We start from the raw sequence: 17,932 nt of genomic DNA on the forward strand, positions 1-17,932 counted from the left end.
CGGGACGGGGAAGCGTGCACTGCCGCACGCTCGTGGAGCGGCAGCACGGTCTGTGGTTGTCGGCTCAGGCCGCGGCCGCCTGTTCGGCGCGGGCCTGCGGGGAGCGGCGGGTGACCGCGGCGGTGAGCCGGTCGAGGAAGATCGCGAGGATGACGACGGCGATGCCGCCCTCGAAGCCGAGCGCGCCGTCGTTGCGGGAGATGCCCTGGTAGACCTGGTTGCCCAGGCCGCCCGCGCCGACCATGCCGGCGATGACCACCATGGACAGGCCGAGCATGATCACCTGGTTGACCCCCGCCATGATCGTCGACAGCGCCAGCGGCAGCTGGATGCCGGTGAGGATCTTGGCGGGCGGCGCGCCGAACGCCTCGCCCGCCTCGACGATCTCCTTGTCGATCTGCCGGATGCCCAGCTCGGTGAGGCGCACCCCGGGCGGCATCGCGAAGATGACGGTCGCCACGACCCCGGGGACGGCGCCGAGCGAGAAGAAGAAGATCGCCGGAATCAGGTAGACGAAGGCGGGCATCGTCTGCATGAGGTCCAGGACCGGCTTGACGACCCGGCTGACCACGGTGCTGTAGGCGGCCAGCACACCGATGGGGATGGCGATGATCACCGCGATGAGGCTGGCCACCAGGACCAGGGACAGCGTGGACATGGCGTTGTTCCACTGGCCGATGCTGATCACGACGGTGAGCGCGACCAGCGAGAACACGCCCAGCTTCCAGCCCGCCACCGCCCACGCCAGGGCGCTGAGCAGCAGCATCACGAGGGTGGCCGTGGGCTGGCCGATCACCCCGGGGACCGCGTCGAACAGCAGCCAGCCGCACAGGATCGTCACCAGCCAGCCGCCGGCCACGGCGGCGACCAGCGGCAGCCGGATCCGGTGGACCGCGGCCACGACCACCAGGGCCGCGAGCGCGACGATCCCGATGACCAGGTTGGACTCCACCCCGTCCTGGCCGAACAGGTGCATCGCCCACAGGAAGAGCTGCGGCGGCGAGTGGTTGACCAGGGTGTCGCCCAGCGCGAACGCGGCCTGCCCCACGTACAGGGCGACGGCCGTGCCGGCGATGACCAGCACCGGGATGGGGCGGGCGCGCACCAAGACCGCCACCAGGACGGCGGCCGCGATGGCGGTCAGCTGGGCGGCCTGGGGTTCGGTGAGGAAGTCCCGGAGCGTGGTGACCGACCAGTCGATGGTGGCGCCGATGGCGTCGAAGAGTCCGCCGAAGTGCTCCTTGAGCCACTCGTTCAGCGCTTCGAAGCCCTCACCGAGCGGCAGCCGCGGCGGGAAGGGGAACAGCCAGCTCACTGGCGGACCTCCTCACGCCGTTCACCGCGCACGGGCGCGGGCACGACGCCGTTCTCCTGCTCCTCCGGCATGGCCAGCGCGGACAGGATGGTGCTCGGGGAGACCGCGCCGATCACCCGGTCCTCCTCGTCGACCACGGCGAGCGGGTTGTCGCAGGCGGCCGCCCGCTGGAACAGTTCGGCGACGGGGGCGTCCGGCTCCACCCGCTCCCAGTCGTCCCAGTCAGCGGAGTCGGCCTTGGGCGCGGGCTCCATGACCGAGGCGGCGGTCAGCACCCGGCTGCGGTCCACGTCCTCGGTGAACCGGGCGACGTAGTCGTCGGCCGGGTGGTTGAGGATCTCCTCGGGGGTGCCGATCTGGATGACCCGGCCGTCCCGCAGCACGCAGATGCGGTCGCCCAGGCGCATCGCCTCGTTCAGGTCGTGGGTGATGAAGACGATGGTCTTGCCCAGTTCGGCCTGGAGCTGGATCAGCTGGGTCTGCATGTCGCGGCGGATCAGCGGGTCCAGGGCGCTGAACGCCTCGTCCATGAGGATGATGTCGGTGTCGGCGCTCAGGGCCCGGGCCAGGCCCACGCGCTGCTGCATACCGCCGGACAGCTGCTGCGGCAGGTGGCTCTTCCAGTCCCCCAGCCCCACCAGGTCGAGGGCGTGTGCGGCGCGTTCGTGGCGCTGGGCGCGCGGGACGCCGCGCACCTCCAGCCCGTAGGCGGCGTTCTCCAGCACGGTGCGGTGCGGGAAGAGCGCGAAGTGCTGGAAGACCATGCTGATCTTCTCACCGCGCAGGGCGCGCAGGGCGCGCCGGGACAGGGCGGTGATGTCGGTCCCGTCGATCTCCACCGTCCCGGAGGTGGGCGGCAGCAGTCCGTTGAGCATGCGGATCAGCGTGGACTTGCCGGAGCCCGAAAGACCCATGACGACGAAGATCTCGCCGGGCTGGACCTCGAAGGACACGTCGATGACGGCGGCTGTGACGTTCAGTTCCTTGATCTCGTCGCGGTGGCGCCCGTCCGACAACAGTTCGACGGCTTGGGGTGCTCGTTTGCCGAACACCTTGTACAGGTGGTTCGCGCGTACAGCTGGCACGGCTTCCTCTTCGGTCGACCTCGTCTGGCACGGCGTCTTCGGCGTGGTGCCCTCCTCCTCGGGTCCCGTGACGTGCCGCTGAGGAATGCGCGGGGTCAGCGTCGGCCCGGTACCGGAGCCCTCGGGGCCCCGCACTTCGAACACCACACGTCCGATTTGCGTAGATACGCCACCTTAGAGACGTTGACCTGGGATTTTCCTTAGAAAGGTCACAGAGAGGAAACGGGTTTAAGTTTCAACCTCCACGAAACTCCTCTTGCAAGGGAGGATGGACCGACCAAAAAGCAAGATTTTGTGATTTACATCACTCACACTTCAAGAGTGAAATAGATCACATTTTTAGCTCTTGAAATCTTCCTGAGCACAGGTCCACTCACCCGGGTGAGGAACGGCGTCCGCCGTCGACCGGTCCCGCAACGCCCCGGCCGCGCGGCACGGAAGCGCTCCCTTCCAGGAGGAGAGCACGGTCAAATACAGTCGAAGAGTGACCAAGTCCCGGATCAGCGCGATCCTCACCGTCGGGGTGTTCACCGCGACGATGTGGATCCTCGAAATCGTCGACTTCTTCCTCCTCGGCGGGCTGCTCGACCACCAGTTCGGCATCCGCTCCTGGGCCGCCGAGGACCTGTGGACCGTCTTCACCGCGCCGTTCATGCACGCCAACCTCGCCCACATCACCGCCAACACCGTGCCCCTGCTGGTGCTGGGCGCACTGGTGGCGTTCAGCGGACTGGGCCGCTTCCTGTGGGCGTCGGCCATCATCGCCGTGGTCAGCGGCATCGGCGTGTGGCTGCTGTCCGCCCCCGGCTCACTGACCGTCGGCGCGAGCGGCCTGATCTTCGGCTACTTCGGCTACCTGGTGCTGCGCGGCATCATCGAACGCAAGACGATCGACATCGTCATCATGATCTGCACGGTGCTCTTCTACGGCGGCCTCATCTTCGGCGTGCTGCCGCAGGGCCAGGGCATCTCGTGGCAGGCCCACCTGTTCGGCTTCCTCGGCGGACTGCTCGCCGCCTACATCCTGCCCAGGCGCACCAGGCGCCAGCCGCTCCCCCCGCACCAGGGCTACGGCCCCTACGGCCCTTACGGCCCCCCGCCGCAGGGGTACCCGGGCTACTGATCCCCGTGCCGGACCGTGGTGCGCGTGAAGTTCAGATAGGAGCGTGAAGGCGTGGGACCGCGCTGCCCCTGGTAGCGCGAACCGCAGACCTGCGAACCGTAGGGGTGCTCGGCGGGCGAGGACAACTGGAACATGCACAGCTGTCCGATCCGCATCCCGGGGTAGAGCTTGATCGGCAGCGTCGCCACGTTGGACAGCTCCAGGGTGACGTGCCCGGAGAACCCCGGGTCGATGAACCCGGCCGTGGAGTGGGTGAGCAGCCCCAGCCTCCCCAGGGAGCTCTTGCCCTCCAGCCGGCTCGCGATGTCGTCGGGCAGCGTCACCGTCTCGTAGGTGGACGCCAGCACGAACTCGCCGGGGTGCAGGATGAACGCCTCGTCCCCCTCCGGCTCGATGAGCCGGGTCAGCCCCGGCTGCTCCACCGCCGGATCGATGTGCGGGTACCGGTGGTTCTCGAACACCCGAAAGTAACGGTCCAGCCGCACGTCGATGCTGGACGGCTGGACGAGCTCGGGATCGTAGGGGTCCAGCTTGACCCGCCCCGATTCGATGGCGGCCCTGAGATCACGGTCGGAGAGAAGCACGTTGACGAATCTACCTTGCTGTACGATCCGCCCGATCGGGCGGTGCCTGCCCCCTCACGGACTTGCGAGCCGCGCCGCGATCATTATCCTTACCCATGAGCTCGCAGAGTGCGGTAACCTCTCTGCAGAGCGAGCTGCTCATGCGGATGTAGTTCAATGGTAGAACTTCAGCTTCCCAAGCTGATAACGCGGGTTCGATTCCCGTCATCCGCTCTCACAGCGAAGGCCCAGGTCAGGGACAGTTTCCCGGACCTGGGCCTTCGGCGTTGGAAGGGCGCTTGAGAAGGCGCGTGCCCGTTACGTGCCCGATGCTCGACCTCTCCCCCACCTCAGCGCCGCACGCCGACGAGGCGCGGCTCGTCCTCGCCGCCGCTCCGGTGCCGGAGGGGTTGTCGGGTGGCGGGTCTTCGGGGTGAAGCGCCGTCACACGGCCACAGGCCGACCGGTGGTGAAGCGCCACGGAAAGCCGACCATCCCCCGGGACCAGAGCGAACCTCAAGGCTGCCGGGCCTCCCGGCCGAAGCACACCCGCTGATTCACCGCTCGCCCGCACCCCGGCCCCGACTCCGATGATCTTGACACCGTGGGGCACCCAACCGCGGAACATGGCCCGTTTCCGTCAAGATCATGGCCATGAAGGCGGTCGGGTGACCGGTGTCTTCGGCCGCGAGGCGCGGCAGCCTTGACCGCCGCTCCGGTGCCGGAGGGGTTGTCGGGTGGCGGGTCTTCGGGGTGAAGCGCCGTCACACGGCCACAGGCCGACCGGTGGTGAAGCGCCACGGAAAGCCGACCATCCCCCGGGACCAGAGCGAACCTCAAGGCTGCCGGGCCTCCCGGCCGAAGCACACCCGCTGATTCACCGCTCGCCCGCACCCCGGCGCTTCACCGGAAACCGCTGCCGTCAAAACAGCTTCCGACACATCCCAGCACGAACCAATAGATCTTGACGGAAACGGCCCATAATCTGCGGTTTCATGCCCACTCGTGTCAAGATCATCGGTTCTCGGCATCACCGGCGCACGCCGCGTGTCCGCTGCGCCGCCGGGCCGGCAGCAGAAACCCCTCCGGGCCGGCGACGAACGTGAACGGCCCGGCCCACTCGTCCGCACGGTAGCGGCAAGGGAAGGCCCAGGCCGGTGCGGGGGCCGGGCCTGGGCCTTCGAGGTGGGCGGTGATCTTGGTACCAGGGTCATGTCAGGCGTTGACCGTAACTCTGGTGTCACCGCCGTCGAGGTCCGGAGCGCTCGGGGGCGCCCCGGAAGCCGTTCAGCCGAGGTTCTTCTGGTCCACGTCCCAGTCGGGGGAGGTGCAGAGGCCGCAGTTGGGTCCGACGAACTGCCGGCGGGCGTTCTGGTCGCCCTTGAGCTGCCACTTCAGCCACTGGACGCCCACCCGGCCGTACTCGCCGCCGTTGGGTTCGCCGAAGGTGCCGTAGTGGCCGACGTCCAGGTGGCCCATGAACGCGGGCAGCCCTGCGGGCAGGCGGCCCCAGTCGTCCACGGCGTTGGCGTAGGCGATGTCGGTCGGACCGCCGGTGAAGTAGGCGATGGGGGCGTGCAGGCGGGTGAGCAGGTGGTTGTCGCGGTCGCTGAGCAGGCCGCTGTTCCACAGCACGGTCGTGGTGATCCGCGGGTCGTCGGCCACCTCGTAGGTTTCGAGGCCGCCGCAGGACTGGCCCATGACCGCGATCTTGTCGGTGTCGAGCTTGCCCCGGTACGGGCTGAACAGGCGGGTGTTCTCCGCGACCGCCCAGTCGATGGCCTCGGTGAGCATCGCGGCGTCGGTGCGGCCGAAACCGCCCGGCCGGCCGTTCGCGATGACCAGGAAGCCGTGCGAGGCGAACTCGGTGAGGATGTTCTCGAACATCGTGCCGTCGGCGAGGCAGGCGCCGTTGCCCCAGACGACGATCGGCAGCCGCTCGCTGCCGGGCAGGGTGACGGGCCGGTAGATCGTGTGGTCCCGGAGTCGGATCGTGGTCACGTACTCGGCCGGGTACGGGCCCGTGCCCGTGGCCGCGACGGCCGTGCCCGACGTCACGGGCAGGAGGAAGGCCGCCGCCAGCAGACCGACGAGACCGGTCGACACACGGCGGGCCAGGCTGCGCACTCTCATATCTCCACTCCAAAAAATCATTGCGGACTTTCCTGGCTTTCCCTGTCCGCCCAGTCAAATATTCGGCCGCGTTATTGGAGTGTCAACACCGGATGAAAGGAACCGGTTGTTTCACCGATACCCGGATCCCTTTATTCCGATCTTGCCGATAATGGGCTTCTGAACTGGGGAAACAGAGCATTTCGGCATGATCGCAGGATTCTGGCGGGGCTCCTCGCACCGCCGGGCGGGAGCGCGGCGTCCGGGGATGTTTCCGCCGTTGTCGCCGGGTGTGCTGACCCACCGGAGGGAAAGCCGATTGACAGGGGTGGGGCGGAGTGCCAGCATGGCGGCATGCCCCGATCCGTGATCCGCGAATTCCGCCCCGACGACTTGGACGCGGTGGTCGAACTGTCGGTGCGCGCGTGGACTCCGGTCTTCACCTCCCTGGCAGAGGTGCTCGGCTCCGGGCTCTTCGCGTGGATGCATCCCGACGGCTGGCCCGCGGCGCAGCGGAAGGCGGTCGCGGAGGCCTGCCGCTCGGAGGGGACGCACGTGTGGGTCGCCGAGGCCGGCACGGCCGTGGCCGGTTTCGTGGCGGTGCGGTTCGACCCCGCCGAGAGCACGGGCGAGATCCACATGATCGCCGTCGACCCCCCGTACCAGCAGGAGGGGGTCGGGTCGCGGCTGACGGAGTTCGCCCTGGACCGGATGCGGGAGCGGGGCATGGCCCTGGCCCTGGTGGAGACGGGCGGCGACCCCGGGCACGCCCCGGCGCGCCGGACCTACGAACGGGCCGGTTTCACCCCGCTGCCGATCGTCCGGTACTTCAGACGGCTCTGAGGGTTGGAGAAGGGGCACCCGCCCGCCGGACGGCCGTGACCGCCGGTCCGGTCGCCCCGGACCGGCGGTCACGGCCGTCCGGTGACCAGTTCCTCGGTGATGCGGGCCAGGGTGTGCGGGGCCGAGTAGTTCAGCGCGTGCCCCTTCCCCGGGACCTCCACCAGTCGCCCGCGGGGCAGCAGGTCCGCGGCCAGCGCCGCGGACTCGTGGTCGCTGAGCCGGTCGTGGGTGCCGCGCACCACCACGGCGGGGGCGGCCACCTTCGGCAGGGTGCGGCTGACCGGGTCGTCGAGGGCGCGGCACAGCGTCCACCAGATCCGCCGCGGGCCGCAGCGCAGGTAGTCGCCGAGGACGAGGGGGACCAGCGCCGGGTTCTCGCTGGGCACGGTCAGCAGCAGCTGCCCGGTCTTCTGTGCGACGCCGCGGTTCCCGCCCTCCAGCATGAGGCCGTTGAGCACCAGGGGCCCCACTAGTTCCGGGGCGGTCGCGGCCAGGTGGACGGTGATCTGGCAGCCGATGGAGTTGGCGACCAGGGGCACACCCGCGCGGCCGGTGGCGCGCAGCCACTCGGCCAGGGCAGCCGCGAGCCGGGGAACGTCCAGTCCGCGGCGGGGCCCCGGGGTACGGCCGAATCCCGGCAGGTCCACGGCGACCGTCCGATGGCGCGGAGCGAGAGCCCGGGCGAACGGGAGGAAGTAGCGGTGCGAGACGCCCAGCCCGTGGACGCACACCACCTCCGGGGCCGTGGCCGGGCCCAGGACCGCGGCGTGGACGGGAACACCGGCGACGGGAGTGGTCTCGTACCCCTCCCATCCGCCGGGGGCCGCGGAGGGTGCGGGGGTGTCGAGGGCGCCGGGGGGCCTTCCGCGGGCGTGTGCGCTGTCGTGGCACGTCCGCTCCCCCATGGCTTGCCTCCGACGAGACGACGGCGGTGACCGTGCTCCCATTACCCCCGGCCGTGCCGCACAAACAGCCGTGCTCCACCGGGGGGGAGCGGCTCCTCCCGGCTCTCCCGACGGTTGGGGGGCGGCCGGGGAGCCCGCGCGTCCCGCCCGTTCCCGGGGTTGCTCGCGGGCCGTGTCCGGAACATCACACTTTTCTGAACAGAATTTTGCAGCCCTGCATCCTTGCTCGGCTGTAAGCTTGCATCCGTGCAATTTTTCCTTGATGGAACACTACCTCCATGACCAAGACCACTTATTCGTCCGGGGAGACGCTGCGGGCGCGCAAGCAGCGGCAGACCCGGGAAGCCATCCACATGGCCGCGCTGCGCCGCACCTTGGAGCACGGGATCGAGAACGTGACCGTCGCGGAGATCAGCGCCGAGGCCGACGTCTCCACGAGGACGTTCTTCAACTACTTCCCGACCAAGGAGGACGCGATCCTCGGCCTCCGGGACGTGCGGGAGAGCATCACCGAGGACGCGGCGATGGAGTCGCTCATGGACCGCGAGCCCACCGGTGACCTGCTGACCGACGTGGCCCACCTGGTCCGCTCGGTGTTCTCGGCGACGCTCAGCGGACGCACCCGCGAGCAGATCTGGGAGGCCATGACGCGCTATCCGCAGCTCCGACGCCGCCAACTGGAGCGCGTCTCACTCATCGAACAGCGTCTGGGGCAGGTCGTCGCCAGGCACCTGAAGACGGACGAGCGGTTCGCCGACGGCTCCCTGGACGTTGACGACGCGGCCCGCATGATCGTCGTGGTCTGCGCCGGAGCCATGCGTTTTGCCGTGCACGACCCCGCCGCCGGGAAGTGCGCGTCCATCGAGGAGATCGAATCCCGGTTCGACCAGACGGTGGAGTTACTGAGAAAGGTAATGCGGAAACTCCAATGACCATCACTGCCCGTTCGGAGTCTTCCGAAATGAGCCCGGCCGCCGGTTCCCGGCGCAGCGTCGTCTTCGTCTTCCTCGCCCTGATCCTGACGATGCTGCTGGCCTCGCTGAACCAGACGGTGCTGAGCACCGCGCTGCCCACCATGGTCGGCGAGCTCAACGGGGTCGACCAGATGCTGTGGGTGATGACCGCCTTCATCCTGGCGTCGACGATCATGATGCCGGTCTACGGCAAACTCGGCGACCTCATCGGACGCAAAGGACTGTTCCTCACCGCCATCTCGCTGTTCACCGTGGGCTCGGTGATCGGCGGCCTGGCCCCCGACATGGGCTGGCTCATCGCGGGCCGGGTGGTGCAGGGACTGGGCGGCGGCGGCCTGATGATCATGTCCCAGGCCATCATCGCCGACATCATCCCCGCCCGGCAGCGCGGCCGGTACATGGGCGTCATCGGCGCGGTGTTCGCGGTCTCCTCGGTCGCCGGACCCCTGCTGGGCGGCTGGTTCACCGAGGGCATCGGCTGGCGGTGGGCCTTCTGGATCAACATTCCCCTCGGCCTGCTGGCGCTGGCCGCCGCGGCCTTCCTGCTGCGCCTGCCCAAGCGGCGGCCCGAACGGCTCCGGGTAGACGTCTGGGGCATGGCGTTCATGGCCATTGCGGCCACCTGCCTCATCCTGACCAGCACGTGGGGCGGCAGCCAGTACGACTGGGACTCCCCGGTGATCATCGGCCTCATCGTCGGCACCGTCGTCGCCTCGGTCCTGTTCGTCCTGGTCGAGCGCCGCGCCGCCGAGCCGATCGTCCCGCTCCACCTGTTCCGCGACCGCAACTTCAACCTGACCACCGTCGCGGGGCTGCTCACCGGCGTGATGATGTTCGGAACCCTCGGCTACATGCCCACCTACCTGCAGATGGTCACCGGGGCCGAGGCCACCGCGGCGGGGCTGCTGATGACCCCCATGATGGGCGCCCTGCTGCTCACCTCGATCGTCACGGGCCAGTTCGTGAGCCGGACCGGCCGCTACAAGTGGATTCCCGTCGCCGGGTCCGTGGTCATCGCGGCGGGCCTGGTCCTGCTGTCGACCATCGGCCCCGCCACCCCGGTCTGGGTCATCTGCGCCCACCTCGCCGTCATCGGCGTGGGGCTGGGCACCAGCATGCAGCTGCTGGTGCTGATCGTGCAGAACTCCTTCCCCGCCTCGCAGGTGGGCACGGCGACCGCGGCCAACAACTTCTTCCGCCAGATCGGCGCCTCGCTGGGCTCGGCGGTCGTGGGCAGCCTCTTCACCGTCCGCCTCATGGACTTCCTGGTCCAGCGCCTGCCCGCGGAGGCCGCCCTCCCCGCGGGGAGCGGCCGGTCGTCGCTCACCCCGGAGCTGGTCCAGAACCTTCCCGACGCGCTGCGCCAGATCGTCATCGACGCCTACAACGAGGCCCTCGTCCCGCTCTTCCTGGTGATGGCGCCGCTGGGGATCGTCGCGGCCGCCCTGCTGGTGTTCGTCAAGGAGAAGCCGCTGGCCACCACGATCGACCGCGGTTAGTCCCCCGGCCGGTCCACGCGGAGCCCCGGTCCGCGTGAACCGGCCGCACGTTTGTGCCCGGCCCGCACGGGGAAGCCGAGAAAACAGCCGTTTCGGGTGGTCTGTCACTGAGTGCCGGAACGGCTGCTCCAGTCCGGAACGGACCGTCGGAAGAGGGGAGCCCGGATGGCGTCCTCGCAGCGGACCCCGCGCCTCCGGGCGCGCACGGCCGTGGTTCTGGCGATCATCGTCCTGGTCGCGGTGTGGCTGGTGGGAACCGGGAACGCCAATGTCGCGGCGAGCCTCCTGCTGGCCTCGCTCTGGCTGTTCCTCGCCTTCCGGAGCGGGCCGCGCAGGCCGCTGCCCCGGCTGCCGCGGCGGGACGAGGCGGAAGAGCCCGGATAGTCCCGCACCGCACCCTCCTGTTCGCTTTTCCCGTTCTTTACACCCCTGCCCCGGCTCGTTAGCATTCACGCTGAGTGTTGCTTGCTCCACTCACCGTGCTTTCCAGTCCTTGGGGAGGGAGGGGGAAGCGACCTTGAGGAGTCTTCCATGTCCCGTACCTTGGCCCGTGCGGCTACGGGCGCGTGCGGCGCACTCGTCCTGACGGCGGCCTCGGTCGTCGTGGGCGGTGTGTCCACGGCGTCGGCGGCCGACGGCTGTTCCGTGGAGTACACCGTCGCCAGCGACTGGGGCAGCGGGTTCACCGCCGACGTCACCGTCACCAACGACAGCGGGGGCCCCGTCACCGGGTGGACCGTCGTGTGGACCCTGCCCTCCGGCCACACGATCACCAACGCCTGGAACGCCACGGTGTCCGTGGACGGGGCCGCGGTGCGGGCGGTCAACGCGGGCTGGAACGGTGCGCTCCCCTCCGGGGGCAGCGCGTCGTTCGGCCTCCAGGGCACCGGTTCGGGCGCCTCGTCCGTCCCCTCCGACCTTGAATGCTTCTTCGGTGCCCCCGGCGACCCGGGCGACCCCGGCGACCCGGGCGACCCCGGAGATCCCGGTGACCCCGGCGATCCGGGCGGCCCCGGTGACCCCGGCGGCTCGGACGGCCCGGTCCGGATCATGCCCCTGGGCGACTCCATCACCGGCTCCCCCGGATGCTGGCGGGCCATGCTGTGGCGCGACCTGACCGACGCCGGGTACACCGACATCGACTTCGTCGGCTCCCGCGCCGGCGACGGCTGCGGCTTCCCCTACGACCACGAGAACGAGGGCCACGGGGGCATGCTCGTCACCAACCTGGCCGCCAGCGGACAGCTGTCCACCTGGTTGTCCGCCACCGAGCCCGACATCGTGCTGATGCACTTCGGCACCAACGACGTGTGGAGCTCCCGGCCCACCCAGACGATCCTCGACGCCTACAGCACCCTGGTCGCCCAGATGCGGGCCCACAACCCGTCCATGACGGTCCTGGTCGCCCAGATCATCCCGATGGACTCCGCGCGCAGCTGCGCCACCTGCGCCCAGGGCGTGCGGGCCCTCAACGCCGCGATCCCCGGGTGGGCGGCGAGCGAGAGCACCGCCCAGTCCCCGGTCGTCGTCGTGGACCAGTGGACCGGTTTCGACACCGGCTCCGACACCTACGACGGCGTGCACCCCAACGCCTCGGGCGACGCCAAGATCGCGCAGAACTGGATGGCGGCGCTGACCCCGCTGCTCGACTGAGCCCCGCCCCTCCCGACGGGACGCGGGGGTGCGGCCGGGAGGCCGTGCCCCCGCGGCGCTCCCCGTGCCGCCTACCGGCTCCCGCCCATCTGCTCACGGGAGCGCTGGGCTTCCTGCTGGGCCGTGTCCCGCGTCGTCTGGCCGGCCTGGGCCGCGGTCTCCTTGATCTGTCCCGCCGCCTGCTGCGCGGACTCCTGGGCGTCTTCCCTGACGCGCTGGGCGGACTCCGCCAGCGACTGCTTGACCGGTTCGACCGCGCCGCCCACCTGCTCCTTGATCCGCCGGGCCGCGTCGCGTTCGACCTGGCTGTCGGAGATCAGGGACGCCGCCAGGAGTCCGGCGCCGAACGCGATGAGCCCGGCGGCCAGCGGGTTGCCCTGGGTGCGCTCCACGGCCTGGCCCGGCATCGACTTCACCGTCTCCGTCGCCTGGCCCATGCCGCTCCTGACCCCCTCCTTGGCTGATTCGGCGCGCTCCTGCGCCCGCTGTCCGGCTTCGCGGAAGGTGTCCCGCTCCGGGGCCCTGCCCATCACCCGCTCCTTGAGTGCCCGCGCCTTGCCGCGGACCTGGTCGGTGCGGCGCTGCGCCATCCGCTTGGGGCTGGTCCGGTCGGCGATCCGGTCGACGTCGTCCCGCAGCTCCGCCCGGGTCACCTCGATGTCGTTCCTGATCTCGTCGGGTGTTTGGCCCATTGTGCGTCCTCCTTCAGCGTCTCGACCGTCTGTTCGGGCTTGGGGGACACCTCGCGCATCCTGTTGCGGCCGAGCACGGCCAGCACCGCGGCGGCGATCGCCCACAGCGCGGCCACGATCAGCGCCGCCCAGCCGGCGTCCATCACGTTCGCCAGCGCGTACACCAGGGCGAAGCTGGCCAGGACCAGGAAGAGCAGCCCGGCCACGGCGGCCCCGGCGAGCATCCCGGCGGCCTTGCCGGCCTTGACGCCCTCCTCGCGCAGCTCGGCCTTGGCCAGGTTCACCTCCTGGCGGAACAGTTTCTGCAGGTCGCCCATTGCCGTGCTGAGCAGCTCACCCAGCGACTCGTCCCGCCGCTCCGGTTCCCGGACCCGCGGCTCGCTGCTCGGCTGAGGAACCTGGGGTGAGGACATGTCACTTCCCCTCTCCGAATCCGGACCGGTCGTGCGGAGGCACGTCCCGGGCGGGCTCCTCCTGACGCGGCTGCGGAGTGCTGTGGCCCGGCCCGGAAGCGGAACTCTCGATCGCCCCGGACGCTTCGGAGGACTCCTGCGACTCCTTGGTGATCGCCTTGGCCAGCCGTCCGACCGCGAATCCGGCGAGAGCGGCTCCGGCGAGGAAGACCCCCGGACGGCGCCGCGCGAACGTGCGCACCTCGTCGGCGACGCCCTCAAGGCCGCGCTGGTCGAGGAAGTCGGCGGTGCTGTGCCCGCTGTCGGCGATCCGCCGCACGACGCCGCGCACCGGCGAATCGGTCTCGGCCCTGTCCGCCATGAGCGCCAGGTCGTCCGACCACTCGCGGACCAGCTCCGCGACACGCTGGGCCTGGGTCCGCGTCTCCTCGTCGATCCGGTCGCGCATCTTCGCGGTCGCGTCCCTGAGCTGGGCGCGGGATTCGCCGACGACGTCGCGGGCCTGCTCCTTCGCGGTCGTGGCGACCTCGCCCGCGGACTGCCGGGCCTGTCCCATGGCCTCCGAAGCCTTCTCCTTCCCCTGGCCGGACCGTCCTCCTGATCCGGGGGGCGCGGTCTCATATGCCATTACCGCCACCTTTTCGTCTCGGGCCTGTATGATTGCTGGTGTTCGCAGCTACCCACGGCATCTGCGGGCATGCCTGCCGCCCCCGGCCGACCGAGGGCACAGCACCGGAACCGGTACAGACCAGGGCAGTCCAGACGGCGCGGGCCACGGAAAAAGCCGTGCCGCGCAGCACTGTCGGCCGGAAGCCGCACCGCCCCGCTCCCGGTCTCAGCGCGCCCGCCTCCCCCTGGCCGGAAGCGGCCAACAGGGTTGTCCGCCCCGCTTCCGCCCTCCATCCTTGGAGGTTTGCGGAGAAGCCCCGCTCGCCTCCGCCGCCAGGAAGGACAGCATGTCCGAACAGATTCGCCCCCGCACCGCCACACCGAAACAGCCAGGGCTGCCCCTGCGCCTGGCCGTGGTGATGACCGGCAGTCTGGTGATCTGGCTGGGCATGAGCTACCTGTCCGAGCACGTCTACGGCGGGCTTCCGCAGCTCGCCCGGCACGCGCTGAACGCGGCCGTGGTCGCGGGCCTCGCCGTCCCCCTGGTCGTGGCGGCCCGGCACCTGCTGGACCGGCGCTCCTGGTCGGGACTGCGGCTCACCGGTATCCGCGCGGGATGGTGGCCGTTCACCGTGGGAGCGCTCTCCTGGCTGGTTCCCGGGCTGGCGGGCATCGCGCTGTGCGTCGCCCTCGGCTGGGCGCACATCGACGTGCGGGCCACTCCCCTGGAACTGCTGCGGGCGCTCCTCCTGCTCACCGTGCTGGTGTTCGTCTTCGAGGCGTTCCCGGAGGAACTGGTCTTCCGCGGCTACCTGCAGCGCAACCTGGACGCGGCGATGCCCCCGTGGGCTGCGGTGGCCGTCCAGGCCCTGCTGTTCTCCCTCTTCGGAACGGTGCTGTGGGTGGTCTCGGCGGGATGGGGCGCCCTGGCGGAGCGGGCACCGCTCTTCCTCGGCATGGGGGTGGTGCTGGGCTGCCTCCGGGTCATCACCGCGAACGTGTGGGGCTGCGTCGGCTACCACCTGGCGTTCCAGGTGGTGGCGCAACTCCTGCTGACCGGCCACTACGCCGAGGTGGCGATCGGCGGCGCGGACGTCCTGGTACCGGTCGTCTTCGGCAGCGCCTTCGTCCTCGGCCCCACGATCGCCTCCCTGCTGGCACGTTCGCCGCAGAACTGGCGGAACCGGGCACCGGACCCCGTCTGACCCTCCCGGCGGCCTCCCCGTGTGCCGTTGCCGCCTCCCCGCAGGTACCAAGGAAGCATGTCCCTCTTCCCCCTGCGGCGCCGGGAACGCGACGGCTTCCGCGCCCCCGGTCCGCTCGCCGAACGAGACTTCCTGCTGCTGCTCGCGGCGACGCTGGGCATGTTCGCCAACCACGCGCCCCTGCTGTCCGTCGTCCCCCTGTGGGCCGCCGAGGGAGGGTCGGGGCACGGCGGGGCGGGCGCCGCGACCGGGGTGACCATGGCGACGACCGTGGCCATCCAGTTGTGCATGGGCCGGCTGCTGCGGCGCTTCGGCCCGTACCGGCTCCTGGTCGTCGGGGCGCTGCTGCTGGGCGTGCCGACGTTCGGCTACCCGCTCTCCACCGACCTGGGCTGGGTGCTGTCCGTCTCGGCGGTGCGCGGCCTCGGTTTCGGGATCGTCACCGTCGCCGGAAGCGCGCTGGTGGCCGACCTGACCACGCCCGCGCAGCGCGGCCGGGCCGTGGGGTGGCACGGCATCGCCGTCGGCCTGCCCCAGGTCGTGCTCCTCCCGCTGGGGGTGTGGTTCGCCGAGTCGTTCGGTTTCACCGCGGTCTTCCTGGCCGCCGGCGCCTCCAGCGCCCTGGTGCCGCTCCTGGTGGCGGGGATGAGGCGGCGGCGCGCGGGCGGCGCGGCACCGGAACGGGACGGGACGCGCCCCGCCGCCGGGCTGCTGCGCTCCCTGGCCGTACCGGGACTCCTCATGGTGGTCTCGGCGTGCGCGCTGGGCGGCGTCACCTCGTTCCTGCCCCTGGCCGTGGTGGGGAGCACGACCGCTCCCGCCGCGCTGTTCGCGCTGTCGGCCGCGATGATCGCTGGCCGCTGGGCCGCGGGGGCGTGGAGCGACCGCGGCAGCGCGGGACGCCTGCTCGTTCCCGGCACGGTGCTGTGCGCGGCGGGCATGGGCGGCCTCGCGGCCGCGGTCGCCACCTCCCCGGTCCTGGCCGTGGCCGCGGCGGCGCTCTACGGGTTCGGTTTCGGCGTGCTGCAGAACGACACCCTGGTGGTGATGTTCCACCGGGCCGGGCCGGGCGGTTCCGGGACGGCCAGCGCGACGTGGAACGTCGCCTTCGACGCGGGCGCCGGGGCGGGGTCGGCGTCGACCGGGCTGCTCGCCCAGGCCCTGGCCTTCCCCGGCGCCTACTCCGCCGCCGCGCTCCTGGTCGCCGCCGCCGTCCCGTTCGCCTGGTACGACGCCCGACGCGAACGTGTCGGGCGTCGTACCCCCTGACGCTCGGGTCAGAACTGCGCGGGGAGGCGCTCCTCCTCCGGCGGCGGCCCCGGCGGGGTGCCGTCGCCGAACGGGCGTCCGCCCAGCTCCTCGCGGCCGTGCGGGGCGAGCCAGCCCGACAGGTCCGGGCCCAGCGGCACGATCCCCGACGGGTTGATCTCGTGGTGCACCACGTAGTAGTGCCGTTTGATGTGGTCGAAGTCCACGGTGTCGCCGATGCCCGGGGTCTGGAACAGGTCGCGGGCGTAGGCCCACAGCACCGGCATCTCGGTGAGCTTGTTCCGGTTGCACTTGAAGTGGCCGTGGTAGACGGCGTCGAAGCGGACCAGGGTGACGAACAGCGCGATGTCGGCGACGGTGATGCTGTCGCCGACCAGGTACCGCCGCCGCGCCAGGCGGTCGGACAGCGCGTCCAGCCGGTCGAACAGCGCGGTGAAGGCCCGCTCGTAGGTCCGCTGGGTGCGGGCGAACCCGCACACGTACACCCCGTTGTTGACGTCGCGGAAGATCTCCTCGCTGATCTCCTCGATCTCGTCCCGCAGCGGTTCGGGGTACAGGTCGGGCGCGCCCGCGCGGTGCAGGCTCCGCCACTCGGTGGCCAGTTCGGCGGGAATCCTCAGGTAGTCGTTGGTGACCAGTTTCCCGCTGGGGACGTCGACGATTGCGGGGACACTGATCCCGCCGGTGTACTCGGGGTCGCGGGCGTGGTAGGCCTCGGCCAGGTAGCGGATGCCGAGCACCGGGTCGCGGCCGTCCGGATCGAGCGTGAACCGCCAGCTCCGCTCGTCCTGGATGGGGTCGGCCACGGCCAGGGAGAGCGTCGGCTCCAGGCCCAGCAGGCGGCGCGCGATCATCGCCCGGTTGGCCCACGGGCAGGCGCGGCTCACCACCAGCCGGTACCGTCCCGGCTCCACCGGCCACCCCTCGGAGCCGTCGGCGGTGATGCGGTCGACGAAACCGCTCGGCGACCGTTTGAACTCCGGCTTGTCCGACGTGTCGGTTCCCATGCCCACCCTTTCGTGTCTGTCGTCCGTGGCGTGCCGTTCCGCGCGGCGGGCCGCCCGGATCCGGCGATGGACAGAACATTCCCCGCCGATCGGGGATTCCCCGGTATCCCGCCGCCGAGTGGGTAGGGGGCTGCCCGTCAGGAGGTGAGGCATGAGACTCGACAGGAACCGGCCGGAGGACCGCCGGCTCGGCAACGTCTACCGCTTCGGCGCCGCACTGACCGGCGGGGCGCTCGTCGTCCTCGGCCTGCTCGGCGCGGCGGACCAGGCCGCGTTCCTCACCACCGAGGGTGAGGTGTTCTCGGGGGTCTCCACCACCGAGGCGGTGGGCTTCCTCATGGTGGCGTTCGGCTCGCTGCTGCTCGGCGGCGCGGTCGTCGGCGGCACCTTCGCCTCCACCGTCAACATCGTGCTGGGGGCGGTGTTCGTGCTGAGCGGCCTGACGTCCCTGGCGGTGCTGGACACCCCGTACAACCTGCTGGCCCTGCGCATGCCGAACGTGCTCTGCGTCTTCGCCGTCGGCGTGGTGCTGCTGACGTTCGGCATGTACGGGCGGTTCAGCGGCCGTCTGCCGTACGACAACCCGTACTGGCGGTCGCGCCATCCGCACGCCGTTGCGGAGCCGCCCCGGCGGCAGCGCCCGTTCTTCACCGGCCGGGGGTGAG

The 17,932-nt window shown here is 70.6% G+C and carries 19 protein-coding genes and 1 tRNA gene; 11 read left to right on the forward strand and 9 right to left on the reverse strand.

The window, feature by feature from the left end:
* Positions 1-64: 64 nt before the first annotated feature.
* Entirely contained in the window at positions 65-1,315 is a 1,251-nt protein-coding gene (locus FOF52_RS16000) for an ABC transporter permease (RefSeq protein ID WP_248590744.1), read from the reverse strand.
* Positions 1,312-2,400 carry a quaternary amine ABC transporter ATP-binding protein gene (locus tag FOF52_RS16005; RefSeq protein ID WP_248590745.1) on the reverse strand — a complete coding sequence of 363 codons (1,089 nt, stop codon included), beginning with the start codon at positions 2,398-2,400 and terminating at the stop codon, positions 1,312-1,314. Before FOF52_RS16005 ends, FOF52_RS16000 begins: the two co-directional genes overlap by 4 nt.
* A gap of 484 nt (positions 2,401-2,884) precedes the next feature.
* On the opposite strand from FOF52_RS16005, the gene FOF52_RS16010 reads away from it, so the two are divergent.
* The gene (locus FOF52_RS16010) at positions 2,885-3,523 is read left to right on the forward strand and encodes a rhomboid family intramembrane serine protease (protein WP_248590746.1); all 639 of its coding nucleotides are present in this window, start codon (positions 2,885-2,887) and stop codon (positions 3,521-3,523) included.
* On the opposite strand, the gene dcd is transcribed toward FOF52_RS16010, so the two are convergent.
* Complete coding sequence (gene dcd / locus FOF52_RS16015; RefSeq protein ID WP_248590747.1) at positions 3,517-4,107, reverse strand: dCTP deaminase; 591 nt, start codon at positions 4,105-4,107, stop codon at positions 3,517-3,519. The genes FOF52_RS16010 and dcd overlap by 7 nt on opposite strands.
* Before the next feature lie 142 nt (positions 4,108-4,249).
* Between dcd and FOF52_RS16020 the strand changes: the two genes are divergently transcribed.
* Both FOF52_RS16020 and FOF52_RS21965 read left to right on the forward strand, forming a co-directional pair.
* Positions 4,250-4,320 (forward strand) — tRNA-Gly (locus FOF52_RS16020).
* 77 nt (positions 4,321-4,397) lie between these two features.
* Positions 4,398-4,523 (forward strand): hypothetical protein, encoded by a 126-nt coding sequence (locus FOF52_RS21965; protein WP_282573559.1) that lies wholly within the window; start codon positions 4,398-4,400, stop codon positions 4,521-4,523.
* Between the two features lie 850 nt (positions 4,524-5,373).
* Here the strand turns inward: FOF52_RS21965 and FOF52_RS16025 are convergent.
* Positions 5,374-6,219 (reverse strand): poly(ethylene terephthalate) hydrolase family protein, encoded by an 846-nt coding sequence (locus FOF52_RS16025; RefSeq protein ID WP_248590748.1) that lies wholly within the window; start codon positions 6,217-6,219, stop codon positions 5,374-5,376.
* Between the two features lie 333 nt (positions 6,220-6,552).
* Here FOF52_RS16025 and FOF52_RS16030 point away from each other — a divergent pair, with 333 nt between their 5' ends.
* On the forward strand, positions 6,553-7,041 hold the full coding sequence (locus FOF52_RS16030; protein ID WP_068756178.1) for a GNAT family N-acetyltransferase: 489 nt from the start codon (positions 6,553-6,555) through the stop codon (positions 7,039-7,041).
* A 68-nt stretch (positions 7,042-7,109) separates the two neighbouring features.
* On the opposite strand, the gene FOF52_RS16035 is transcribed toward FOF52_RS16030, so the two are convergent.
* Positions 7,110-7,946 carry an alpha/beta fold hydrolase gene (locus FOF52_RS16035; RefSeq protein ID WP_248590749.1) on the reverse strand — a complete coding sequence of 279 codons (837 nt, stop codon included), beginning with the start codon at positions 7,944-7,946 and terminating at the stop codon, positions 7,110-7,112.
* Between the two features lie 278 nt (positions 7,947-8,224).
* Between FOF52_RS16035 and FOF52_RS16040 the strand changes: the two genes are divergently transcribed.
* The 4 genes from FOF52_RS16040 (at position 8,225) to FOF52_RS16055 (ending at position 12,072) form a co-directional block, all read left to right on the forward strand.
* Positions 8,225-8,878: a TetR/AcrR family transcriptional regulator gene (locus FOF52_RS16040; RefSeq protein WP_248590750.1), complete on the forward strand. Its 654-nt coding sequence runs from the start codon at positions 8,225-8,227 to the stop codon at positions 8,876-8,878.
* A gap of 29 nt (positions 8,879-8,907) precedes the next feature.
* The gene (locus tag FOF52_RS16045; RefSeq protein ID WP_248590751.1) at positions 8,908-10,419 is read left to right on the forward strand and encodes an MDR family MFS transporter; all 1,512 of its coding nucleotides are present in this window, start codon (positions 8,908-8,910) and stop codon (positions 10,417-10,419) included.
* A 165-nt stretch (positions 10,420-10,584) separates the two neighbouring features.
* The gene (locus FOF52_RS16050) at positions 10,585-10,803 is read left to right on the forward strand and encodes a hypothetical protein (protein WP_248590752.1); all 219 of its coding nucleotides are present in this window, start codon (positions 10,585-10,587) and stop codon (positions 10,801-10,803) included.
* Between the two features lie 147 nt (positions 10,804-10,950).
* Positions 10,951-12,072, forward strand: coding sequence for a cellulose binding domain-containing protein (locus tag FOF52_RS16055; RefSeq protein ID WP_248590753.1), 1,122 nt, complete (start codon positions 10,951-10,953; stop codon positions 12,070-12,072).
* A 71-nt stretch (positions 12,073-12,143) separates the two neighbouring features.
* Here the strand turns inward: FOF52_RS16055 and FOF52_RS16060 are convergent, their stop codons facing one another.
* Genes FOF52_RS16060 through FOF52_RS16070 form a run of 3 tightly spaced genes read right to left on the reverse strand, consistent with a single transcriptional unit; the run spans position 12,144 to position 13,805 of the window.
* Positions 12,144-12,764, reverse strand: a complete 621-nt coding sequence (locus tag FOF52_RS16060; RefSeq protein WP_248590754.1) for a DUF3618 domain-containing protein — start codon at positions 12,762-12,764, stop codon at positions 12,144-12,146.
* Positions 12,722-13,177 carry a phage holin family protein gene (locus FOF52_RS16065; protein ID WP_248590755.1) on the reverse strand — a complete coding sequence of 152 codons (456 nt, stop codon included), beginning with the start codon at positions 13,175-13,177 and terminating at the stop codon, positions 12,722-12,724. The genes FOF52_RS16060 and FOF52_RS16065 overlap by 43 nt, the downstream gene beginning before the upstream one ends.
* Position 13,178: 1 nt before the next feature.
* Positions 13,179-13,805, reverse strand: a complete 627-nt coding sequence (locus FOF52_RS16070; protein ID WP_248590756.1) for a hypothetical protein — start codon at positions 13,803-13,805, stop codon at positions 13,179-13,181.
* Between the two features lie 328 nt (positions 13,806-14,133).
* Here FOF52_RS16070 and FOF52_RS16075 point away from each other — a divergent pair, with 328 nt between their 5' ends.
* The gene (locus FOF52_RS16075) at positions 14,134-14,991 is read left to right on the forward strand and encodes a CPBP family intramembrane glutamic endopeptidase (RefSeq protein ID WP_248590757.1); all 858 of its coding nucleotides are present in this window, start codon (positions 14,134-14,136) and stop codon (positions 14,989-14,991) included.
* Between the two features lie 57 nt (positions 14,992-15,048).
* Positions 15,049-16,260 (forward strand): MFS transporter, encoded by a 1,212-nt coding sequence (locus tag FOF52_RS16080; protein ID WP_248590758.1) that lies wholly within the window; start codon positions 15,049-15,051, stop codon positions 16,258-16,260.
* Between the two features lie 8 nt (positions 16,261-16,268).
* On the opposite strand, the gene FOF52_RS16085 is transcribed toward FOF52_RS16080, so the two are convergent.
* Complete coding sequence (locus FOF52_RS16085; RefSeq protein ID WP_248590759.1) at positions 16,269-17,267, reverse strand: glutathione S-transferase family protein; 999 nt, start codon at positions 17,265-17,267, stop codon at positions 16,269-16,271.
* Positions 17,268-17,418: 151 nt separating this feature from the next.
* Between FOF52_RS16085 and FOF52_RS16090 the strand changes: the two genes are divergently transcribed.
* Positions 17,419-17,931, forward strand: coding sequence for a hypothetical protein (locus FOF52_RS16090; RefSeq protein ID WP_248590760.1), 513 nt, complete (start codon positions 17,419-17,421; stop codon positions 17,929-17,931).
* Position 17,932: the final 1 nt, after the last annotated feature.

Source organism: Thermobifida alba (assembly GCF_023208015.1).
GTDB lineage: Bacteria > Actinomycetota > Actinomycetes > Streptosporangiales > Streptosporangiaceae > Thermobifida > Thermobifida alba.